The organism is Brachybacterium timonense (genome assembly GCF_900258505.1).
In the GTDB taxonomy this organism is placed as follows: domain Bacteria; phylum Actinomycetota; class Actinomycetes; order Actinomycetales; family Dermabacteraceae; genus Brachybacterium; species Brachybacterium timonense.
The window spans coordinates 1,144,129-1,160,344 of sequence record NZ_LT984895.1 but is presented as its reverse complement, the minus strand read 5'-3'; the positions used below and the strand labels follow the sequence as shown (position 1 = coordinate 1,160,344).

Annotated in this window: 17 protein-coding genes; 8 read left to right on the top strand and 9 right to left on the bottom strand. The window is 68.5% G+C overall.

Annotated features, from left to right (window positions below; translation table 11 throughout):
- Nucleotides 1-985: 985 nt before the first annotated feature.
- Genes C8271_RS13840 through C8271_RS14285 form a run of 3 tightly spaced genes read right to left on the bottom strand, consistent with a single transcriptional unit; the run spans nucleotide 986 to nucleotide 2,022 of the window.
- Nucleotides 986-1,162, bottom strand: a complete 177-nt coding sequence (locus C8271_RS13840; RefSeq protein WP_170957807.1) for a hypothetical protein — start codon at nucleotides 1,160-1,162, stop codon at nucleotides 986-988.
- 37 nt (nucleotides 1,163-1,199) lie between these two features.
- Nucleotides 1,200-1,937 carry an SOS response-associated peptidase gene (locus C8271_RS05040; protein WP_245920908.1) on the bottom strand — a complete coding sequence of 246 codons (738 nt, stop codon included), beginning with the start codon at nucleotides 1,935-1,937 and terminating at the stop codon, nucleotides 1,200-1,202.
- A complete protein-coding gene (locus C8271_RS14285) occupies nucleotides 1,891-2,022 on the bottom strand; it encodes a hypothetical protein (RefSeq protein ID WP_281260380.1) in 132 nt (43 codons plus the stop codon). The genes C8271_RS05040 and C8271_RS14285 overlap by 47 nt, the downstream gene beginning before the upstream one ends.
- Here C8271_RS14285 and C8271_RS05035 point away from each other — a divergent pair.
- The 4 genes from C8271_RS05035 to C8271_RS05020 are packed head-to-tail and all read left to right on the top strand — an operon-like array spanning nucleotide 2,021 to nucleotide 6,917.
- The gene (locus tag C8271_RS05035; protein ID WP_106506385.1) at nucleotides 2,021-3,664 is read left to right on the top strand and encodes an aminopeptidase P family protein; all 1,644 of its coding nucleotides are present in this window, start codon (nucleotides 2,021-2,023) and stop codon (nucleotides 3,662-3,664) included. The two genes, C8271_RS14285 and C8271_RS05035, sit on opposite strands and share 2 nt — an antisense overlap.
- Nucleotides 3,665-3,699: 35 nt before the next feature.
- Nucleotides 3,700-5,022 carry a magnesium transporter MgtE N-terminal domain-containing protein gene (locus C8271_RS05030; RefSeq protein WP_106506384.1) on the top strand — a complete coding sequence of 441 codons (1,323 nt, stop codon included), beginning with the start codon at nucleotides 3,700-3,702 and terminating at the stop codon, nucleotides 5,020-5,022.
- A gap of 3 nt (nucleotides 5,023-5,025) precedes the next feature.
- Nucleotides 5,026-5,736 carry a DUF1003 domain-containing protein gene (locus C8271_RS05025; RefSeq protein WP_106506383.1) on the top strand — a complete coding sequence of 237 codons (711 nt, stop codon included), beginning with the start codon at nucleotides 5,026-5,028 and terminating at the stop codon, nucleotides 5,734-5,736.
- The gene (locus C8271_RS05020) at nucleotides 5,733-6,917 is read left to right on the top strand and encodes a P-loop NTPase (RefSeq protein WP_106506382.1); all 1,185 of its coding nucleotides are present in this window, start codon (nucleotides 5,733-5,735) and stop codon (nucleotides 6,915-6,917) included. Before C8271_RS05025 ends, C8271_RS05020 begins: the two co-directional genes overlap by 4 nt.
- Nucleotides 6,918-6,932: 15 nt before the next feature.
- Here the strand turns inward: C8271_RS05020 and C8271_RS05015 are convergent, their stop codons facing one another.
- Nucleotides 6,933-7,355 (bottom strand): twin-arginine translocase TatA/TatE family subunit, encoded by a 423-nt coding sequence (locus C8271_RS05015; RefSeq protein ID WP_106506381.1) that lies wholly within the window; start codon nucleotides 7,353-7,355, stop codon nucleotides 6,933-6,935.
- Between the two features lie 236 nt (nucleotides 7,356-7,591).
- On the opposite strand from C8271_RS05015, the gene C8271_RS05010 reads away from it, so the two are divergent.
- A complete protein-coding gene (locus tag C8271_RS05010; RefSeq protein WP_106506380.1) occupies nucleotides 7,592-8,245 on the top strand; it encodes an O-methyltransferase in 654 nt (217 codons plus the stop codon).
- An 89-nt stretch (nucleotides 8,246-8,334) separates the two neighbouring features.
- Here the strand turns inward: C8271_RS05010 and C8271_RS05005 are convergent, their stop codons facing one another.
- From C8271_RS05005 to dapE, 3 genes are all read right to left on the bottom strand, one after another.
- Nucleotides 8,335-8,505 carry a DUF3117 domain-containing protein gene (locus C8271_RS05005; protein WP_106506379.1) on the bottom strand — a complete coding sequence of 57 codons (171 nt, stop codon included), beginning with the start codon at nucleotides 8,503-8,505 and terminating at the stop codon, nucleotides 8,335-8,337.
- Nucleotides 8,506-8,753: 248 nt separating this feature from the next.
- Nucleotides 8,754-9,509 carry an LOG family protein gene (locus tag C8271_RS05000; protein ID WP_106506378.1) on the bottom strand — a complete coding sequence of 252 codons (756 nt, stop codon included), beginning with the start codon at nucleotides 9,507-9,509 and terminating at the stop codon, nucleotides 8,754-8,756.
- Nucleotides 9,506-10,633, bottom strand: coding sequence for a succinyl-diaminopimelate desuccinylase (dapE, locus tag C8271_RS04995; RefSeq protein ID WP_106506377.1), 1,128 nt, complete (start codon nucleotides 10,631-10,633; stop codon nucleotides 9,506-9,508). The genes C8271_RS05000 and dapE overlap by 4 nt, the downstream gene beginning before the upstream one ends.
- 80 nt (nucleotides 10,634-10,713) lie before the next feature.
- Here dapE and C8271_RS04990 point away from each other — a divergent pair, with 80 nt between their 5' ends.
- Complete coding sequence (locus C8271_RS04990) at nucleotides 10,714-11,241, top strand: DUF3817 domain-containing protein (protein ID WP_106506376.1); 528 nt, start codon at nucleotides 10,714-10,716, stop codon at nucleotides 11,239-11,241.
- Nucleotides 11,242-11,332: 91 nt separating this feature from the next.
- Here C8271_RS04990 and C8271_RS04985 read toward each other — a convergent pair whose 3' ends face one another.
- On the bottom strand, nucleotides 11,333-13,120 hold the full coding sequence (locus C8271_RS04985) for an FAD/NAD(P)-binding protein (protein WP_106506375.1): 1,788 nt from the start codon (nucleotides 13,118-13,120) through the stop codon (nucleotides 11,333-11,335).
- A 542-nt stretch (nucleotides 13,121-13,662) separates the two neighbouring features.
- On the opposite strand from C8271_RS04985, the gene C8271_RS04980 reads away from it, so the two are divergent.
- Together C8271_RS04980 and C8271_RS04975 are read left to right on the top strand one after the other, a co-directional pair.
- On the top strand, nucleotides 13,663-13,872 hold the full coding sequence (locus C8271_RS04980) for a hypothetical protein (protein WP_106506374.1): 210 nt from the start codon (nucleotides 13,663-13,665) through the stop codon (nucleotides 13,870-13,872).
- 122 nt (nucleotides 13,873-13,994) lie between these two features.
- Entirely contained in the window at nucleotides 13,995-14,843 is an 849-nt protein-coding gene (locus tag C8271_RS04975; RefSeq protein WP_138774526.1) for a hypothetical protein, read from the top strand.
- A gap of 5 nt (nucleotides 14,844-14,848) precedes the next feature.
- Here C8271_RS04975 and C8271_RS04970 read toward each other — a convergent pair whose 3' ends face one another.
- Nucleotides 14,849-16,183 (bottom strand): APC family permease, encoded by a 1,335-nt coding sequence (locus C8271_RS04970; RefSeq protein WP_106506372.1) that lies wholly within the window; start codon nucleotides 16,181-16,183, stop codon nucleotides 14,849-14,851.
- Between the last annotated feature and the right edge of the window lie 33 nt (nucleotides 16,184-16,216).

Genomic DNA, 16,216 nt, shown 5'->3' with positions numbered 1-16,216 from the left:
GAATGGAAATGTCCATTTTTGCTGAACTGAACGTCGATCGCAGACGCGCTTTTGTACTGGGGGGAGGCGCGTTGGCCGTAGCCCTGGTCGGCACCGGGACTACCACCTCGGCCTCAGCCTCACCGACGCAGCCCCTCCCGCAAGGCAAGAGCGCGACAGGAAAGTCTGCAACCCTCGACCTCACGGACGAGCAGATTGCCGCTGCCGACAAGTTCGTTACCCAGAACGGCACGGCCTACGAGCTGGACGAAGCGGCCGCCGAACGTGAACTCGGCCCATCCGCCACCGACGAGGTGCGCAAGGCTGTCGAGGACTGGAACGAGAGTGTCGGGGCCGGAAGTACCAGCGGAGCCATCACGCCCCAGGCCGGCGGCAAGAGCATCTACACGGATCCATCTCGGGCCACTGGTACGGCCTTAAGATCCACTTCGACAGCTACCTTGCCGGCAAGATCACCGCGGGGACCGCTACGGCCTCCGCCATTGCCGGAGGCATCGGCCTCGCGACGTCCGAAACCGCTGTAGGGGGTATCGCCGGCGGAGTCGTCGCGACCGCACTCGCTGCCGCAAGTGGAATCATCGGGATGTGCGCCGAAGAGGACGGCTGCGTGACCTGGTACTGGCTGCTCACCGGGCATGGCGGGTGCAACCCCTTCGCCTGACCCGCTTAATCCGCGCCAAGAAAGGATTGGTCAATGCGAAGCCTTCGACCAATAGGATACATACTTGTAGCCATCGGGATTCTCCTGGGAGTACTCACCTTCCTTGGCGTAATCCATCCACCGGCCTTCGTCACAATACTGCCGACCATTGGGATCATCATTGTGCTGATTGCCGAGGTTAGGCTGCGGCAAGCGCGGGAGTAGTTTCGCCTGTCCGCGGATGGTCCATCCAGACTGGACGTCCGGTAACGCACTGATTCGCCGCCCTCGCAACGAGTGCCCAAAAGAGGCGCGACGTGAGGGCGGCGAACGCGCCCACCCCACTTACCAGCCATCAGTGACCACCGAGACCACCCACAGGCTGTGGTCCGTCGAGGGATCCACCGTGTCGAGGTAGTCGCGGACCTGCTGGCCCGCCTCGGCGAGATCGTGGGCCTGCGTGACGACGTCGTCGCCGAGCGTAAGCTCCCAACGAGTGGCGTGGACCGTGACGCTGTTCATCAGTTCATCTCCCGGTCGGTGGGGTGGCCGGCCCGCGTCAGTCGAGCTCGACAGGCTCGATGAGCGAGGGGTCCGTGCGGTCGACCTTTCGGGCGTTGTTGACCTCGCGGCTGACCGGGTGGGTCACGAAGGTCGCAGCGATCTCCTCGGAGACCTCGCCGAGTCCCTGGTAGAGGTCCGCCTTCTCGTCGTCGTCGAGCTTGCCGGGGGCGAGCCACTCCCCCAGCTTGTCGTCCGGGAGGTAGGCGGGCATGCGGTCGTGGACCTCGCCGGCGGCATCCTTGGCCTCGCGGGTGATGATCGTGAAGGTGATGTCCCAAGACTCGCCGTCCTCGGACCTCCGCGCGGCAGAGAGGCCGGCAGCGTTCAGCAGGCCGCCGTCCTTGGGGTGCACAAAGTAGGGTTGCTTGGTGCCGTCCTCCTGCTCGCCCCACTCGTAGTAGCCGGTCATCGGCACGACGACGCGCTGCGAGGAGAACGAGCCGCGGAACATGCCGTTGGTCGTCACCGTCTCGTAGCGGGCGTTGATCGGCCGCAGGCCCTTCTCCTTGGCCCACGAGGGACGCAGACCCCAGTGAGCCGGCTCCAGTGCGCACGAGCTCGCCGCCGTCGTCGAAGTGCTCGCGCACGACGGGAACGAGCGTGGACGGGGCGATGGAGAAGACCGGAGACCAGTCCGGGCCCTCGCGATCAGCCTTGGTGGCGACGGAGGCGTGGAGCAGCCCCGCCTAGTCGTAGTCGAGAACGAACCTCCCGCACATCGCGGCCTCCTCATCGTTGATGAGGTCGAGCCTAGAGCGCTCGCCCCAGCCCGCCTCGGCATCACCAATCATGCCCAGCTCAGATGCACGTGAGAGCATGGCGGGCGTGAACACCGAGAGCACCGACAGCACCCAGAACACCACCACCGCAGCGCAGGCCCGCAGCACCGAGCAGGCGCAGACCTCGACCGGCAGGGACACCACCTCCGCACCGTCGGCCCCGGCATCGACGCCGGGCCCCACAGCAGAGGAACTGGCCTCACGCGGCGATTCGCGTTCGCAGCGCCCCACCAATGACGAGTTCCGCGATTTCATCTCCGGCAACTGGGATGAGACCGTGCCCGATGCCGCACGGCGAGAGGTCGCGGACTACACCCCGGCACGTCGCGACGCCCTGGTGCGTGCCCTGCCCGCCACCCGTCTCGTGTTGCCCGCCGGCGTATTGAAGGTCCGCTCCAACGACACCGACTATCCGTTCCGTCCGGACACCGCCTTCGCCTACTACGGCGGTCTGCAGGCGGATGAGGAGCCGGACAGTGTGCTCGTGGTGGAGCCGTCGGCCGAGGACCCCCACACCGCCACAGCAACCTACTTCTTCCGCCCGCGCGCCGGTTTCGACACCTCCGAGTTCTACGCCGACTCCCGTTACGGCGAGATGTGGGTGGGGCGTCGGCCCACCCTGGCCGAGAACGCTCAGCGACTTGGCATTGAATGCCGCCATATTGACGAGCTGCGCGATCATCTGGCCAAAGACGTCGGCGGTTCTCTGTCCCTTGCGGTGATGCCGCAGGTGGACGCGTCCGTGGAGGCGATGGTCGCCGAGATCCGGGAGCAGAACGGTCTGCCCGGTGGCGCGGACGCGGAACGCGAGAACGACCGGCTGCACGAGGTCGCCAGTGAGCAGCGCCTGATCAAGGATGGCTACGAAATCGCGCAGATGCGCACAGCCGTGGACGCCACCATCGATGGCTTCGAGAACGTGGTGCGCCACCTGCCCGAGGCCGTGGCTCACCACCGCGGCGAACGTGTGATCGAGGGTGTGTTCGCCCGCACTGCGCGCGCCGACGGGAACGGCGTTGGCTATGACACGATCGCAGCCGCCGGCGACCACGCGTGCACCCTCCACTGGATCCGCAACGACGGCTCGGTGCGCGAGGGTGATCTGGTGCTGATCGACGCCGGCGTGGAAGTGGATTCGCTGTACACAGCGGATGTCACTCGCACTCTGCCTATCAACGGCACCTTCTCCCCCGTTCAGCGCCGCATCTATGAAGCGGTCCTGGAGGCAGCCGATGCCGTGTTCGCGGTCGCGAAGCCGGGCCTGAAGTTCCGTGACCTGCACGCCACCGCGATGGAGGTCGTCGCTGGCCACCTCGAGGAGTGGGGGCTGCTGCCGGGGACCGCACAGGAATCGCTTGCGCCGAGCGGCCAGTGGCACCGCCGCTGGATGGTGCACGGCACGAGCCACCACCTGGGCATGGATGTGCACGACTGCGCGAAGGCGCGCCGGGAGATGTATCTGGACGCCGAGCTGCGTCCCGGCATGGTCTTCACCATTGAGCCCGGCCTGTACTTCAAGGAGAACGATCTGCTGGTGCCCGAGGAGATGCGCGGGATCGGCGTACGGATCGAGGATGACGTGCTGGTGACCGAGGATGGCGTGGAGAACCTCTCCGCCCGCGCCCCGCGCACTGTCGCGGAGGTCGAGGCGTGGATGGCATCTCTCACGCGGGCTGACTGAGGACCTGGCCAGAGCGGGAGCACTACCCTGGTCCCGTGAGTTCCCAGCAGCAGCGCTTCTATGCGGCACGTCTGGTCGGCACCTCGGTGTTCGATCCGATCGGCGATCGCGTCGGCACCATCCGAGATGTCGTGGTGGTGCCGCAACCGCGCACACCCGCCCGAGCGGTCGGCTTCGTGGTGGAGGTGCCGGGCAAGCGGCGCGTGTTCATGCCCGTCACCCGCGTCACGTCGATCTCGCCGGGACAGGTGATCTCCTCAGGGCTGCTGAACCTGCGTCGCTTCGAGAAGCGCTCCGCAGAGCTGCTGGTGATCGGCGATCTGCTCGATCGCGTGGTCACGCTGAAGGAGGACTCCTCGTCGGCTTCGGTGCAGGATGTGGCCCTGGACCACACCCGTCGGCGCGGCTGGGAGATCTCCCGTCTGCACCTGCAGCGGCGCGGCCGTGGGGGCCTTGGCCGGTGGGTCTCCCGCGGCGAGACGCTCACGGTCTCGTGGGACGAGGTCACCGGGCTGTGGGGCACTCAGGCAGAGCAGTCCGCTGCCCTGCTCGCCGCCTCCTACCAGGACCTCAAGCCCGCGGATCTCGCCGAAGTGATCCAGGAGCTGGAGTCCAAACGCCGCATCGAACTGGCTGATGAACTGTCGGATGAGCGACTGGCCGACGCGCTCGAGGAGCTCCCGGAGGACACCGCGATCGAGGTGCTCACGGGCCTGGAATCCCATCGCGCGGCCGACGTGCTCGATGAGATGGACCCCGACGACGCCGCCGACCTGGTGCAGGAATTGCCCGAGCCTGTGGCGGAGCATCTGCTGGGTCTGATGGAGCCGGAGGAAGCGGAGGATGTGCGCCGCTTGCTCGCCTACGACGAGTACACCGCCGGCGGCATGATGACCACCGAGCCGCTGATCGTTCCACCCGAAGCGTCGGTGGCGCACTGCCTGGCCATGATCAGCCGTGAGGAGCTGCCTGCCGCGCAGGCCTCGACGGTGCACGTGTGCCGCTCGCCGTTGGAGACGCCGACGGGTCGGCTGCTCGGGATCGTCCACTTCCAGTTGCTGCTGCGTGCAAGGCCGGACCGTGCCGTCGGCGAGATCCTCGATCGGGAGAGCCACGCTGTGCCGCCCACCACCCAGCTGGGCGAGCTCACCCGCGAGATGGCCACCTACAACCTGGTGTCTCTGCCGGTGGTGGATGAGGACGGGCATCTGTTGGGCGCGGTGACCGTGGACGACGTGCTTGACCATGTGCTGCCGGAGGACTGGCGCGAGATGGATGAGCCCGCGCCCACCACCGGCCAGATCGATCTGGCCGAGATCGCCCGCGGCACCGACCGCACGACGGCGAAGGGAGAGTGACCAATGGCTGACCGCGCACCAAGCCCGCTGGATGACCCCGCGCCTCGCGGACGCCACCGGTTCTCTCTGCCCCATCCGCTGCGCGGGGACGCCTTCGGTCGCGGCGCCGAAGCGTTCGCCCGCCTGATGGGTACGCCCGGCTTCCTTGTGGGCATGACCATCTTCTGCGCCGTCTGGCTGGGCTGGAACACGTTCCTGCCGGAAGAGGCCCAGTTCGACCCGCGGGCGCTGAACTACACCCTGCTCACGCTCATCCTGTCCCTGCAGGCCTCGTACGCGGCGCCCCTGCTGCTGCTGGCGCAGAACCGTCAGGATGACCGCGACCGCGTCCAGCTGGAGCAGGACCGCCAGTCCGCGGAGCGCAACCACGCCACCACAGACTTCATCACCCGCGAGATCGCCTCGCTGCGCATCGCCCTGAATGACGTGGCCACGCGCGACTTCGTCCGCGGCGAGCTACGCACCCTGCTCGAGGAGCTCGAGGCGGAGAACCTCGAGCAGCCGGAGACCACCGAGAGCTATCGGCAGCACGATGGGGCGCCCGACGCCTCGGATGCAGTGCCGACGAGCCGCGAGCATCACGCGGTGCTGCGTGCCCTGCTGCGCGAGGAGGTGCGGGCGGCACTCGCCGAACGCGACCCACAGGCCACACCCCTCCCGCAGAACCCGACCGACCAGCCGATCCACACCGATCAGGAGGACCCGTCTCGGTGACCGCCCCGCAGTCCCCCGCATCCCGCCCCGACGGCTCCGCGTCCCAGGAGTCGGCGCAGGATCCGCGTATCGCGCGCATCCATGAGGCGCTCGGCTCTGTGATCGATCCGGAGATCCGTCGGCCCATCACCGAGCTCGGCATGGTCGGAGACGTTCGTATCGACGCGGATGACACTGCGCACGTGACCGTTCTCGTGACGATCGCAGGCTGCCCGATGCGGGATCGAATCGAGCGCGACGCCGCCGAGGCCACCGCCACCGTGCCGGGGCTGTCTGCGGTGCGTGTGGAGTCCGAGGCGATGACCGAGCAGCAGCGTTCCGAGCTCACCGCCCGACTGCGCCAGGGCCGACGCCAGATCCCCTTCAACCAGCCCGGCACGCTGACGCGGATCTTCGCGGTGTGCTCCGGGAAAGGCGGCGTGGGCAAGTCGACCGTGACCGCGAACCTGGCGGCCGCAATGGCAGCCCAGGGCCTCAGGGTGGGCGTCATCGACGCCGACATCCACGGCTTCTCCATGCCCGGCATGTTCGGCGTGGCTGACCGGCCCACAAAGGTGGGCGACCTGCTGATGCCGCCGACGGCGCACGGCGTGTCGGTGATGAGCATCGGCATGTTCGTGCCCGAGGGGCAAGCGGTCGTATGGCGCGGCCCGAAAATGCATCGCGCGATCGAGCAGTTCGCTGCCGACGTGTTCTGGGGCGACCTGGATGTGCTACTGCTGGACCTGCCGCCCGGAACAGGTGACGTCGCGATCTCGGTGGCGCAGCTGCTGCCGACAGCGCGCATGCTGGTGGTGACCACCCCGCAGCAGTCCGCTGCGTCTGTGGCAGAGCGGGTCGGTTCGTTGGCGCGCTCAACCGAGCAGGAGATCGCCGGGGTGGTGGAGAACATGGCCGGGCTGACTTTGCCGGACGGCTCCGTGCTGGATGTGTTCGGCACCGGCGGCGGGGACCGGGTGGCGGCGTCCCTCAGTGAGGCGTCGGGGCGTGATGTGCCGGTGGTGGGTCGGATTCCGTTGGAGCCCGCGCTGCGTGAGGGCGCTGACGCGGGAGTGCCGCTCGTGGTCTCCAGCCCCGAAGATCCGGCGGCGGCGGAGCTGCGGCGGGTTGCGCATGAGCTGACCCATCAGCCGCGCGGGCTCGGGGGCATGTCGTTGCCGCTGGCGGTGCGGCGTTCCTAACGCCTCGGGCTGTCCTCAGGTGGCCTCGGGGTCGAAGGGGGCCCGCTGAGGGCCCTCGTCCTTCTTCGAGCTCGTCGAGCTCGATGAGCTGGAGGACACCTTGCGAGACGCGGCAGCGGCTCCGCCAGCAGCGGCTCCGCCTGCAGCGACCGTCATCGACTCTTTGGACGGCATCAGGTCATCCAGGCTCGTATCGCCCCAGGCCTCGCGGATGATACGACGCGGATCGTACTGACGGGGGTCGTATTTACGCAGGTCGTCGATGGCGATACCCATCTCGTCCTCGACCGTGGCGCGGGAGTCCTCCACCCAGCGCCGCGTGCGCCGCACCCACTGCATCACATTGCGCGTGTACTCCGGCATGCGCTGCGGACCCACGATGAGCAGGAACACGATGATCAGGACGAAGAACTCCCAGCCACTGGGAATGAAGCTCACAGAGCGTCACCGTCCTCATCGGCACCCGGGCCGGTCTCGTGTCCATTCGCGGAGCCTGATCCGCTCCGACTCAGCGGCCATTATGGCAGAGCGCACCTGGGTGCCGCGCCGTATGCGACCCGAGCTGACGTACTCTGGGTATTCGGATCCGCGGAGGCCGTGCAGCTGCTGTGCATGAGCGCTCGCGGCCGCGTGAACGTCGAGGGTCGCCCAGCGGCCGAAGGAGGCTGTGGCACATGGTGTCGGGCAAGGTGGCCGGGTGGTCCTTTGGCGAGGAGTTCATCGACGAGCAGACCCTGTACGCCGATGACGGCGTGCTCGCCCGGGCCCGTGAGCGCGGTGCCGAGCTGGGGGCCGATCCGGTGCTGCCGGGCGCTGGCGCCGTGCTGCGTCTGCTCGCGGCCTCGGTGGGGGCTCGCGCTGCCGTTGAGATCGGTACCGGCTCCGGGGTGGGATCCCTGTATCTGTTGGCTGGGATGGCGGCCGACGGTGTGCTCACGACGATCGACCCCGAGGTCGAGAATCAGCGAGCGGCACGGCTCGCCTTCAACGAGGCCGGCATCCGGCCGGCCCGGGTGCGCACGATCGCGGGTCAGCCGCGTGATGTTATCGGTCGGCTCACAGATCACGCCTACGACCTGGTGAGTTTCCCGGCACATGCGCCGCATGCCGTGGAACTGCTCGACCATGCCCGCCGGCTGCTGCGGCCGGGGGGCGTCCTGGTGCTCCCCCACGCGCTGTACCACGACCGGGTGGCGGATCCGACAGCCCGCGACGCCACCACACAGTCGGTGCGCGCTCTGTTGCGTTCGGTCCAGGAGTCAGAGGATCTGGTCGCAGCGCTCACCGGCAGCGGTGACGGTGTTCTCGCCGCTGTGCTGCGTCCCTGAAACGCCATGTGATACGCAACGACCCCGCCCCGGGCAACCCGGATGCGGGGTCGTGCCTGTCTAGGCCGGTGCGGACCGTGCGAGAGGCGTCAGGCCTTCCGGACACCGTCCAGAGCGTCGCGCAGCGCCGTCACCTCGTCCTCGTTGATCTCGACGACCAGGCGGCCGCCACCCTCGAGCGGGACGCGCATGATGATGGCGCGACCTTCCTCGACCACCTCGAGCGGTCCATCCCCTGTGCGCGGCTTCATAGCAGCCATGGTGCCTCCTGTGTTGTGTCGCTGGCCCCGGTCATCCCTCCCGACCGAGGGTCGGGCCAGCACATGGACTCCCCTAGTATCTCAGGTCCTACGACGGGGCGTCCGGGCGCGGTGCCGACGTCGTGTCCGGGGAGGCCGGGGCGGAACGTCGATGCCGTCTCCGCCGCGTCCGAGCGCGGTGAGCACGCCGAGCACGGCCACCACACCTGCGGTCCCGAGGAGAAGCAGGACCATCGCACTGACCGCTGTCATGGTCGGGGGCTGACGTCCCCGGCAGCCTCGCGCAGTGCATCGATGGCTTCCTGCGCCGTATCGACAACGCGCACGAGGTCGATATCACCGGGGCTGATCATGCCGCCCTCGACCATCGCCGTGCGCATCCACTCCAGCAGCCCGTTCCAGTAGTGGCTGCCCACAAGGAGCACGGGGAACATGGTGATCTTGTGGGTCTGCATCAGGCAGAGCGCCTCGAACAGCTCGTCCATGGTGCCGAACCCGCCGGGCATCACGACGAAACCGCTGGAGTACTTCACGAACATGGTCTTGCGGGCGAAGAAGTACCGGAAGTCCACGCCCAGATCCACGAACTCATTCATGCCCTGCTCATGGGGCAGCTCAATGCCGAGCCCCACGGAGACTCCGCCGGCGTCGCTCGCGCCGCGGTTGCCTGCCTCCATGATGCCGGGGCCGCCGCCGGTGATCACGGCATACCCGAGGCCAACGATGCCCGCGGCGATCTCGCGGGCGAGCTCGTACTGTTCGCTGCCTTCACGTAGACGGGCGGAGCCGAAGATCGAGATGGCCGGGCCCAGTTCGGCGAGCGCGCCGAAGCCCTCGACGAACTCCGCCTGGATCCGCAGCACCCGCCACGGGTCGGAGTGCACCCAGTCGCCGGGGGCGTCCTCCTCCAGCAGACGCTGGTCGGTGGTGCGGTCGGGCCGCTGCGCACCGCGCAGCGTGATGGGGCCTTTGCGGTGGCCTCTGCGATGGTTGTTCTCGCTCATGCCTTGAGCGTAGCCGCGCTGCCGAGGAATCGTCCGAGTGCGGCGAGCACCTCGCGCAGGTCGCTGACGGGGACATGCTCGTCCTCGGTGTGGGCCAGCAGCGGGTCTCCAGGACCGAAGTTGATCGCCGGGGTGCCGAGCGCGCTGAAGCGGGCGACGTCGGTCCATCCCTGTTTGGCGCGGATCTCGACGCTGTCTCCGAGTGCGGCGAGCAAGGCCGCCGCCGCGGGCGTGTCCAGGCCAGGCAACGCACCTTCGGCCTGGTCCACGACGGCGATCTCCACGTCGAGGCCGTCCAGCAGCTCCCGCACGTGGGCCTCAGCCTGCGCGCAGCTGGTGTCAGGGGCGAAGCGATAGTTGATCAGTGCCTGCGCATGGTCGGGGATGACGTTGCCGGCGATGCCTCCGCTGATCGACACGACGTTGAGGCATTCGCAGTACTCAAGGCCGTCGATGACCGCGGTGCGGGCCTCATAAGAGGCAAGACGCTCCAGCACGGGGGCGAGCTTGTGGATGGCGTTGTCCCCCACCCAGTCGCGGGCTGAGTGGGCGGCGATGCCGCGAGCGGTGACCTCGAGTTTCATGGTGCCCTTGCATCCGCCTTCGACAGCACCGGAGGTGGGTTCGCCGAGGATCGCGACGTCACCTGCGAGGTATTCGGGGTGCTCGCGCGCGATCCGGGTGAGCGAGTTCTTGGTGGCCTCGACTTCTTCGTGGTCGTAGAAGATCCAGGTGATGTCGCGCGGCTCACGGTGCTCGTGGACGGCCAGGGCGAGCATGACGGCGACACCGCCCTTCATGTCGCAGGTGCCACGGCCGACGAGCTCTTCGCCGTGCTCGCCCTCGCGGCGGGAGGAGGGAAGGTTGTCGGCGACAGGAACGGTGTCGAGGTGCCCGGCGATGACCACGCGCGAGTCGTGGCCGTACTGGGTGCGGGCGATGATCGTGTCGCCGTCGCGGATCACCTCGAGGTGGCTGCCATGGGTGCGCAGGGCCTGCTCGATGGCGTCGGCCAGACTCCGCTCGTTCCCGGAGACGGATTCGATGTCGACGATCGCCGCGGTGAGGTCGACGATGTCGGCGTGGGGTTCCAGTGCTGCTGCGGGATGGGGTGCGGAGCTCATGCGTCCATCATGGCACCGCTGTGAGCAGGATCCATCGTTCGATGGAGGCGATCTCCAGGCACGCTGGGCAGGATAGAGGCATGACGACCTCCCCTGCCCCGTCCGCCGCGGCCTCAGCGCCGTCGGACGCCCGCACCCGCCGCTCCGTGTTCTCTGCGCCGCGCCGCCTGTACCGGCTGCTGGCACTCGGCGAGACGATCACCTGGACTCTGCTGATCTTCGGCATGGTCCTGAAGTACGGTCTGCAGGTCACGGAGCTCGGCGTGCGGATCGGCGGTGGCCTGCACGGTTTTGTGTTCCTCGCCTACTGCGTTGTGACGGTGCTGGTGGGCATCGATGGCCGCTGGGGCGTGGGCCGGATCCTGCTGGGTCTGGGCTCCGCGATCGTGCCGTACCTGACGATCCCCTTCGAGCGGTGGGCCGAGCGTCGGGGCCTGCTCGGCTCTACCTGGCGGCTGCGCGAGGATCAGCCGACGGGTCCGATCGAGTCGCTCGTCGCAATCGCGCTGCGCCGTCCGGTGCTGTCCAGTGTGGTTGCTCTCGTGGTGGTCGCGGTGGTGTTCTCGGTGCTGGTGAGCCTGGGCCCACCCACCCAGTGGTTCGCGTGAGCGTGCTGGCCTGGTCTCATCAGACCTGCGTGAGAGCCCGTCCCGCTGGGGCGGGCTCTGTCGTGCTCCGGCGGCGCTCCCGAGGCTGACCTCAGAGGACCCCGGCGGCATGGGCGAGCCGCACGGCAACCGCTTCTGCGTTGACCAGGAGCTGCGCACCGGTGCCGGGCTGGGCCGAGATCTGCGAACCGGGCTGCGCTGTGGAGACGGGAACCCCGAGCATCAGGCGGCGCTCGTACACCCGCCCGTCGGCCCCGATCGGGGCGTACAGACCGTCCACGGCGATCGATCCGGTGGCGACCTGTCGGGGCCCACGCGCGTCCCAGTGATCGCGCCGAATCTCGCGGCGTTCCCTCCACGCACGCAGCAGCGGACTCGCCGAACCGGAGAGGTCCACCGGCGGCAAGTGTGCCTCCAGCAGGCCGTCACAGGACAGGCGCCGCTCCCCTGCCCCGGCGAGGAAGCATCCCTTCTCATCATCGATCTCCAGGCGCATACCGGGGCCGGTGAATTCGAGCAGACCGGCCTCGGCGAGCGCGAGCACCTGCCTCACCCGCAGCACGGGCGGTCCGGAGGCCCACGAGGCGAAGGCGTTCTTCAGCTGACCGTCGACGTCAGCGACGAGCGAGTCGGTGGTGTAGGCGCCGAGTCCCGCCAGGCGATTGATCTGGATACGCAGGGCGGTGAGCACACGGAAGATCAGCAGCCAGGCCGGATCGGGCCCGGGCCGGTCCGGGGTGCCGGCGCTGGCCTCGAGCGCCTGCTGCAGCACGTCGACACTCATCGCATGCGCATCAGGCACAGCGCCACCGCCGCGGCCGTGGGGGTACAGCAGGGCCATCAACGTCTGCTCTTCGGCCAGCTTGTGGTGCCCGGCCTGGGTGAGCGCACGAGACAGCTCGGCGACCATCAGGGGCCGCACATCACGGTGATGATCCACGCCGTCGGCACGCACAGCGAGGTCCATGACGCGCTCACCGGTGAGGACCTGCGGCGTGTACGGCTCGGGCAATATGCCGGGCAGCTCAGGCTTGGGCCGGTAGAGCATGCCGGAGCGCGAGCCCACCAGCAGCGTCGGCTCACTGCCGCCGGGCAGGTAGCGCAGACCGCTGGGGGCGGATGTATCCGGTACGAAGCGGCCGCCGGCCACGTGGGTGAGCATGCCGATCGCGTCGTAGAAGTTCAGGCCCAGCCCCTGCACGGCGATGCGCTCACGACCGAGCAGACTCGTGTAGTCGACGTCGAGAGGGTTGGCGGGTCCGATGTGCACGAGGCCGTGGCGCCGCGCAGCTTCCGCGTACTGGCGAGAGCGCGGCCCGTGGGCGGTGGGCAGGTGCCCCAGGGCGAAGGCGGCGGCGTCGACGGACAGGCGGGTCCCGTCGGCAAGGAGTAGCAACTGTGAGCCGTCGGCATCGCCGGTCGCGTCGATCACCTCGCTGCTGTGGCGATGGATGCGCAGCCGCGTCGGGTCGGCCTCGTGCTCGGCCTGCTCGAGAACGTGAGCGAGGTAGCGACCGAAGGCGGCTCGTGGCGCGCACTCAGCAGCGGCGATGCCTGCCACCGCGGCATGGTCAGCGAGGGTCTCTCGGTGCGGCACCGGGAGGATCGGGTGGCAGCTCTCATCGGGATACTGGGTGGTCTGGCTGGTCGCGGTGTTCATCAAAAGCACAGGCGACTGGTCGTACCGCCACACGGCGCCGCCGAGGCCGACGTGCGGATCGATGATGTGGACGTCGACCTGGCCCTGCCAGGTCGACGTGGAGGAGGCGGCCACGAGCCGCTCCAGCACCGCAGTGCCGCGCGGCCCCATGCCGACGACCGCGACCCGCGCGCGGCGTTCGTCGGCGGGATGCTGGCGGGTCGCGCTGCGGGAGGTCATCGACCCAGTATCGCCCGGCACCAGCAGTGCACCCGCTGTATGTTCACTAGGCTTGGCGCGATATCACGGCCCCGGAGGCGAGATCCCATGACCGCGTCGCACACACCAGCCGCCCCTCGAAGGAACGGCACCGTAGTCCGTCCCGTCCTTCTGCAGCTCCGCAAGGCCTCTGCGCAGAGTCCCGACACCATGGCGCGCGACAACGCCGCCGCGCTGTCCACGTGGCTCGGCCCAGAGCTGCGGTCCGTCTGCGCCGCCGCGGCTGGCTGGGACACGGCCGACGAGGAACGGTTCGTCGAGCAGCTCGCCGCTGAGCGCAGGGCGGCGCTCCTGGCGTCTGGCGACGCCGGAGACCGCGCTCTCGAGCAGCCGGTCCTCAGCGCCCGAAGCCCGAGGCCGCTCGCCAAGGCCGCGGGATCGCCCATGGCATCCCGGCCACACCGCCCCTGCAGCATGAACCGGCGCTCGGGGCCATCATCGCGACCATCGGCCCCATCCTGCTGCTGACCGGCGGTGGATTCACGGCTCTCTCTGGCGGCCTCATGACTCTGATCATCGTGGTCTCCGGCTCGTCCGACGGGCCGAGCATCGGTCAGACCCTCCCGTTGACGGGCGTCGGCCTCGTACTCCTGTTCATCGGTGGCGTTGGCACTGCGCTGCGCATGCATTGGCGCGTGCGGTCGATCGCCCGGGGACGCGCCGCCCTGACCCCGTCCCAGGCCCGGGAGCTCGGGTTTCTGCGCTGGCCCTAGAACATCCGTCCACCGGATGCGGCATCACACGACGGAGCACTCACACCGTCGGCAGCTGACGAGCCCGCGTCCCGATACGCTGGCGGGATCAGCCCCCTCAACTCTGGAGGACAGCAATGGGCATGCTCGTGAACGTGCTGGGGCGCGACAGAGTTGTAGCTCGGCTGCGCGCTGCCGCCTCCTCCGATCTGGAACCGCCAGAGAAAGCACTCGCCCACGCCATCGCGGTGGCGGACTGGCTCGGCCCCGAACGCCGAGCAGCCTATGCACATGTCTCAGGCTGGGACCGGGACGGAGAACTGGGCGTGGAAGAGTTCGTCGACCTTGTCGCCTCCGAACGACGAGTGGCGCTCGAGGAGGGCATCGACCCGATGCCCGATGAACTGGAATCCGCCGCGCGGGCGGAGCAAGGCGCCCGGCAGATGCCCCTGCGCATCCTCGAAGCGCTGCTGCTGGTGCTGGCGTTCGCCGCGTTCCTCGCGACCGTCCTCGTGGACATCATCGAGAACGACGGGCGGAATACGGTGTCCGATGTCGCCATCCTCCTGCTTTCCACCGCGGTGGCTCTGGTGCTCCTCGCTGCGGCCGCAGGCTCCGTGGCGCGTCGGCTGCGCGATCGACGGCTGCTGGCCTGGGCGGTGGCGCGGCGAGGCCAACTGGCGCGTGGCATTCCCGTCCGGCGACCGCTGCAGCGCGTCACCCTCGGGCCGAGCTTCGTCAGGGCGCTCGGCCCAGCTCTCATGCTGGCCCTCGGCGTCGCGAGCGCAGTAGCGGGCGCGCTGATCCTGTTGCTGTCCTTGCTCGATCCGTCCTCTATGCCGACGGAGGTTGGAGCACTGCTTTTGGCTCTGGGCGTCGTCTGTTTCGGCCTCAGCGTGCTGTGGTTTCGTCTGAACTCGCGCTGGACGGAGGAGACGGTGCGCCGTGCCCAGTCCGTCGCATGGCTGGGCGAACCGCTGAGGCCTCGGTGAGGCGATCAGCTCTCGGCGCGCCCCACGCCTCGCGCCAGCATGATCACGGCACCCACGAGGGCCCAGATTCCGCCGACGATCAGGGCGAGGCCTGAGGAGTTCACGAGCACCACCACGAGCACAGCGGCGCCGATCACCGGGATCACGCCGTGGCGGAACACGCTGCGGGTCTCGCCCCGACGGGCGAGGAGGAAGTATCCGATCACCGACAGGTGCACCAGCGTGAAGCCGACGAGCGCGCCCACGTCGACGATCGAGACCACCACATCGAGTCCGTCGGCTCGCTGCGCCGCCCACAGCGAGACGAGCACGTTGCCGGTAGCCGCTACGAGCGTGCCGATCAGAGGGGCGCCGGTCCGAGCAGAGACGCGTCCCAGCACCCGCGGTAGCGAACCATCCCGCCCCATGGCCATGAGAACACGCGAGCCCGCTGCCTGCCCGACGAGCGCGGAGAACATCGCCCCCACGGCCTTGGCGAGGGCAAGAGCGGTGTGAAGGACCGGGCTGATCTGCTCGTCAACCATGCGGTAGTACGCATCGCCCTGCAGGGAGGGATCGGCCTGCAGCTCGTGCGTGCTCAGCGGGCTCAGCAGGGCGCCGATGTAGGTCTGCGCCATGAACAGCACGCCGGCTACGACGAGGCAGACGAGCGTCGCGCGTCCGATGACGCGGCTGGACCCCTTCGTCTCCTCAGCGAAGGTGGCGAGCGCATCAAATCCTAGGTAGGACAGCACCGCGATCGAGACGGCGCCGAGCACCAGATGCGGGTGGAAGCCGCCTGAGCCCCCGGTGAGCGGATCGAGCCAGCCGCGCACCGGGCCGTGAGTGATCAGCACGCCGACTGCGGCGATCAGCACGATAAGCAGCACGGCGACCTCGACGATCACCACCACCATGGACACCTTTGCGGTGACGGACACACCCGCGAGGTTCAGCGCCGTGGTGATCGCAACGGCCGCGGCCACGTACACCCAGACGGGGATCGCTGGAAATACCGAGTGCAGCGCGATGCCGGTGAAGAGGTAGGCCACCGACGGAATAAGCAGGTAGTCCAGCAACACCATCCAGCCGCCCATATGCCCGGTCCGACGCCCGATGCCAGCGCTCGCGTAGGCGAAAACGGATCCTGCGCTGGGAACGGCCGCGCTCATCGCGGCGTAGCTCGCTGCTGTGAGGGCCATGGCGAGGGTTGCGAGCAGGTAGACGACAGGAACGACGCCTCCGGATCGTGCGTCCAGCGTGCCGAACACGCCGACCGCTGCGGCGGGCCCGATGAAGACGAGACCGTACGCAACCAACTGTGCAAAGCCGACGTCACGGCGCAAGAGAGGACTACTCATAGCGTCCAATGATGGACCCCATCAAGCTTTCTT